We start from the raw sequence: 3,748 nt of genomic DNA, 5'->3' as shown, positions 1-3,748 counted from the left end.
CGTACTTTTTCCGAGGGATTGCGCCGATGTCGGGGGGTGGTGGGCAGTTTTTGAATTTGCTCATTTATAGTTTCTATATAATTCAAGGCACTGAAGCAGAGAAAGAAGGAAAAAACATTATGACATGGAAAGAATTTGAGAAAAATGTTCGAGAAATCGCTAGCTACCGTTGGGGGTGTACGGCGACGCAGAGGACAATCGCTGGAGTTCGTTGCGACTGTATTCTGGAGGTCGATACTGACAGCTGGGTGGCTGTCGAAATTACTCAGGAGCATAATCTTGTCAAAATCCGTGAGGATGTAGCAAAACTTATCTCGCTTAGGAATCATCTTATTGCGGATAATATCTATTGCAAATGTTATATTGTCATGCAGGAAACCCCCACAGACGCCATGAGGGATACGGGTAAAGCTCAGAAAGTAACTGTTATGTCCGTAAAAGAGTTTCGAGACGATTTTTTTAATTACAGTAATTATGTCTTTATCCGCAAACAAAAACCGTTTGGAAGTCTCATCAACATTGAGACGGGTGAACCGGAAAACAACATTTATGTTAATGTTTCATACATACAAAAGGATTCAGGAAACCAGTTCACGGTTGCTGACATCATTGATAACTTAAAGAGAGGAAAGCATATAGTCCTCAAAGGGGATTTTGGCCTTGGAAAAAGCCGGTGTGTCAAGCAAGTTTTTGATAAGCTGACAGCCAATCCCGCTGAAAACTTTCATACTATTGCCATTAATCTGCGTGATCATTGGGGCGCTAAACGTACCAGCGAAATTCTCTCCCGACATTTTTGCGATTTGGGGATAGTTGAGCATAACTTTATGAAAATTTACGAAGCCCCTAGAAACATATATTTGTTGGACGGATTTGACGAAATAGGTACACAAGCCTGGAGCAGTGATGCTCGGAAGATGCAACATATACGCGAGCTTTCCATGGCAGGTCTGAAAGATCTTATTCAGCATGTTCAGGGAGGAATCCTGATTACCGGGCGGGAATACTACTTCAACTCTGATAGCGAAATGATGAGCAGCTTGGGACTTTCTCCCGAACAAACAGTTATCCTTGAATGTCAGCAGGAGTTCACCGATTCGGAATTGCTTGACTTTATTCGGAATAATATTCCTGAGGGAATTGGGAGTGAGACGCTGGGTGAGTTACCATTGTGGTTCCCGAAGCGGCCGCTAGTCATTCAGCTTCTTTTGAAATGCGGCGATATCTTTTCTATAAAAAAGTATTTAATAATATTTACAGTTTTTGGAATAATTTTTTAGAAATGCTTTGTGAACGTGAGGCAAAGATTTATCCTGCGCTTAATAGAGAGGCAATAAAAAGAGTCCTTTTAAATCTCGCTAATCAAACGCGTGAAAGTAGTGAAAATACCGGGCCAATCACTCAAAACGATTTATCAAACGCATTTGTAAACGCTGTGGGGGTAAGTCCCAGCGACGAGACAGCAATTATGCTTCAACGTCTCCCTTCATTGGGGCGAATCAATGCCGATTCCCCTGACAGGCAATTTTTGGACAGCTTTATTTTAAATGGTTTAAGAGCGGAGAGTATTATCGAGATGTCCAACTCTTGGGACGAAAAGATACTTTCCGCAGATTGGAAGTATCCATTGGATCAAACCGGGTTGAGCATTCTCGCCGAGTATATCATGATGGACACCAAGCGCAAAGATATATTTTTTGCCACCGCAAAAAAAACTGCATTGAGCGCAAACAAAGTATTGGCAGCAGATATTGTCTCTGCCTTATGTCTGATAGATAAAAGCAGTTTTGATTTTAAGGGTATTTATATTAATGGAGGCTATTTCTCCTGCTTGTCTTTTGAGGGAAAAGAAATCAGAAATCTAGAAATTTCTGACTCAATTATAGAAAATATCGACCTTACAAATGCCATATTGGATAGTAGTGTCAAACTCAATAGATGCCTTATTTCCAAGATATACGGAATTGCTTCCAGAAGTGGCATCCCCGTACAATTCGTGGAATGTGAGGTATCCGAATATGAGCAACTTGCAACGACTACCCTGATTAAAAGAGCCCACCTTTCTGAAGCACAAAAGCTGTTTGTGGAAATGCTCCGTAAAATATTCTTCCAGCCCGGGGCGGGAAGAAAAGAATCCGCGTTGCTTCGCGGAATGGGAGATTCTGCCAATAAACCTTTAGGCGAAAAGATTCTTCGCAAACTACAAGATGAGGGACTTATTACCCAGCACAGAGGAAAAGAAGGTCCTGTTTATAAGCCTGTTCGGAAAGAAACAGGTCGTATCAACAAGATGTTGACAGATTTGACGTTAAGTACTGACCCTGTTTGGCTATATATTGGGACTCTGTCATGATTTTTCGCCTCGATTCCATAGTAATACCATTATGGGATGTTAATCTTAATCATCTTCCACATGGGAATCACAGTGACATCTCCGAAAGAGTAAGTATGTATGTTTGCTTTGCTGCTTTGCCGTGTAGCTTTTAACCTTTTAGGAGATTTGTATAGAAACAGTCCTGTTTTAATTTATCCCTAAACTATTTCTTTTTAGTGTTTCACAGTTCAAATATACTTTAACTGCCCGGCGCTGTTCCATTACAAGCCATTTTGGGTGCCTACCCGAATTGACCAGGCTATGTTCCGCCCGGAGAGTTTCCTGACCCACAACCTGACCCACTGGCGGAAAGTTGGGGGTGGAAACAGTGGAATGGATAGCATGAACGAGCTGCTGATTTTGGAGGGAAAAGGTCTGAAATGGCTTGGAAATGCCCGGATTTTTATTGCGATTGCAGTTCGTGAGCATATACGCATTTCTGCTCCGTGACGTTTGCAGGTTTTGAAACCCTTTGCGACAGTAAGCGGCAGTTGTGTTGGATTTTACTGTCTTGGCTGGTAAAATCGCCTGCTGACCACATGAAAGACCATATCGCCGAAACGGGTCGGATTCCCTGATGGGGTCCGGCCCTTGGGTTTTCGCTTTTTTAGATTAGGCTGGGTAAGTTTTGCTCTCCGCGGCCGCCTTTTCTGACTGTATCCTGGCGCACCGATGGGATCATCTCGTTCAGGAGCCGCCCACATTCCTCCCTTGTTTTGGCGTACACCGTATGCACCTCACGCTTTCCATGGGCGTTTGTGGGGGTGTAGCGGCCTTCGTAGAGGTGGTCGTTGATCTGGTAGATGCCTCCGGTGCTGGACTTACGTATCTTGCCCATGTAGGGTGTGAACCGTTGCAGGGGCTTTGTCTCAGCAACACTTTCAGTCGGCGTCGAATATCACATGACCTGACCCGTTGAATCCATAGGAACAGGAGGATGCGCATGGATTATGAGAACATTGACAGAGACGCCCTGGTGGACATTCGGGATGTGAAGGTCGATACCTCGCTCCCGAAGGAAGAACGGATACGCGACTTCATCCGCCAAATCAAGAATCCGTATCTGTTCCGGCATGGGAAATACGTTGTGAAGCTCACGTTTTCCGAAACAGACGTTACATTGGAGGATCTGATGGCAGACTATATTCGCTCCAAATGTGCCGCAGGATGACATCATCGACACAGGTTACCCGGGCAAATTGTCCGGGTTTTGACCAAGGAACCCGGCCTACTGCACCATAAAAAAGCAGTCGGACTTGTGTTATGCTTAGATATAGGCGGTACTCAAAGGGTCGGTTTTTCAGAGCGGACCGGCCCTGCCAGTCCCTCTGAAATGTGCGGGATTTCCGATAAACTTAAATCATCAGCCGCGGA

Annotated in this window: 4 protein-coding genes; 3 read left to right on the top strand and 1 reads right to left on the bottom strand. The window is 44.3% G+C overall.

What is annotated here, in order from left to right; genetic code table 11:
• Together Q0Z69_RS16690 and Q0Z69_RS16685 are read left to right on the top strand one after the other, a co-directional pair.
• Positions 1-1,280: hypothetical protein (locus tag Q0Z69_RS16690; protein ID WP_298035531.1), on the top strand; the 1,280-nt coding region annotated here is incomplete at its 5' end.
• The gene (locus Q0Z69_RS16685; protein WP_298035530.1) at positions 1,172-2,353 is read left to right on the top strand and encodes a hypothetical protein; all 1,182 of its coding nucleotides are present in this window, start codon (positions 1,172-1,174) and stop codon (positions 2,351-2,353) included. The genes Q0Z69_RS16690 and Q0Z69_RS16685, both read left to right, overlap by 109 nt.
• Before the next feature lie 628 nt (positions 2,354-2,981).
• Here the strand turns inward: Q0Z69_RS16685 and Q0Z69_RS16680 are convergent.
• Complete coding sequence (locus tag Q0Z69_RS16680) at positions 2,982-3,212, bottom strand: hypothetical protein (protein ID WP_298035529.1); 231 nt, start codon at positions 3,210-3,212, stop codon at positions 2,982-2,984.
• 99 nt (positions 3,213-3,311) lie between these two features.
• On the opposite strand from Q0Z69_RS16680, the gene Q0Z69_RS16675 reads away from it, so the two are divergent.
• Positions 3,312-3,545: a DUF6870 family protein gene (locus tag Q0Z69_RS16675; protein WP_298035528.1), complete on the top strand. Its 234-nt coding sequence runs from the start codon at positions 3,312-3,314 to the stop codon at positions 3,543-3,545.
• The last annotated feature ends 203 nt before the right edge of the window (positions 3,546-3,748 follow it).

Source organism: uncultured Dysosmobacter sp. (assembly GCF_947631165.1).
In the GTDB taxonomy this organism is placed as follows: domain Bacteria; phylum Bacillota; class Clostridia; order Oscillospirales; family Oscillospiraceae; genus Oscillibacter.
The sequence above is the reverse complement of the archived record's forward strand: the minus strand, read 5'-3'. Positions and strand labels throughout refer to the sequence as shown.

Excerpts from the sequence above, each read along its gene's own strand:
- Q0Z69_RS16675 (WP_298035528.1), top strand. The coding sequence starts at position 3,312 with ATGCGCATGGATTATGAGAACATTGACAGAGACGCCCTGGTGGACATT.
- Q0Z69_RS16680 (WP_298035529.1), bottom strand. The coding sequence starts at position 3,212 with ATGGGCAAGATACGTAAGTCCAGCACCGGAGGCATCTACCAGATCAAC.